At 52.1% G+C, this 390-nt stretch carries 1 protein-coding gene; it reads right to left on the reverse strand.

Translation table 11 applies throughout. The annotated features are described in order from the left end of the window. Window positions 1-25: 25 nt before the first annotated feature. A complete protein-coding gene (locus KNP76_RS15685) occupies window positions 26-253 on the reverse strand; it encodes a hypothetical protein (RefSeq protein WP_214845054.1) in 228 nt (75 codons plus the stop codon). Window positions 254-390: the final 137 nt, after the last annotated feature.

Here is a 390-nt window from a genome sequence, read left to right on the forward strand (position 1 = left end):
ATGTTTTTCACATCCGAACTCACGTTCATCCCATGCCTAAAGGCGGGCTATGCCCGGTATGGGCTTTCCTGCTCGTATAATCTGTAATCGGCGACGTGAGTGCCGCAATGGGATGACCCATCAGACAGACATACGTCCGGAGGGCCGCTTGCGGCGTCGCGTGCAATGCAAGCAAGACGAGACAAGTCACGCCGATCGAGAGCAATCCTTTTTTCACGCTCATTTCCCCTTTACACATTCGTTCCTGAATCATTCGAGCCCCCTATGCCTTTTCCCTTCACACCAAAAGAGACGAACCCGTATTGAACTGCTCCCCGTCAAGTAGACAGGGTAAATAATGAAAACCAGCCTAAGCGGCTTGAGACCTGTATTCGACAGGGCTCAAGCCGT

Source organism: Exiguobacterium sp. s150 (genome assembly GCF_018618435.1).
GTDB lineage: Bacteria > Bacillota > Bacilli > Exiguobacteriales > Exiguobacteriaceae > Exiguobacterium > Exiguobacterium alkaliphilum.